Origin of the sequence: Stenotrophomonas sp. SrG (assembly GCF_050031795.1) — a bacterium.
In the GTDB taxonomy this organism is placed as follows: domain Bacteria; phylum Pseudomonadota; class Gammaproteobacteria; order Xanthomonadales; family Xanthomonadaceae; genus Stenotrophomonas; species Stenotrophomonas rhizophila_A.
This window is the reverse complement of the sequence record NZ_JBNBBE010000105.1, coordinates 1-300: the sequence shown is the minus strand read 5'-3', so window position 1 is coordinate 300 and position 300 is coordinate 1. Positions and strand designations below refer to the sequence as shown.

At 68.7% G+C, this 300-nt stretch carries 1 protein-coding gene; it reads right to left on the bottom strand.

The features are described from left to right. Positions 1 to 300: DUF2339 domain-containing protein (locus ACQG3P_RS19155; protein WP_426805922.1), on the bottom strand; the 300-nt coding region annotated here is incomplete at both ends.

Here is a 300-nt window from a genome sequence, read left to right as displayed (position 1 = left end):
CGACCGTGGACAGCAGGCCGGAGGCAATGAAGGAAGCCATACCAAGCAGGTTGCCCAGGTGCTGCCGGTCGCTCAGCACCAGCTTGGCCAGCACCACGCCCATCAGCACCGCACCCACCAGCCACCGGGCGCGCTGCCCGCGGCGCGAACCCCACACCCAGCTGATCACGCCGAGCACACTCCACACCACCGTCAAACTGGACTGTGCCAGCGTGGACGACCACAGCCGCCCGTTCCACGACACCCCGCCCCAGTGGTGCACGGCGTGCAGGGAGATGCTGGTCAGCGCAAGGAAGCCGG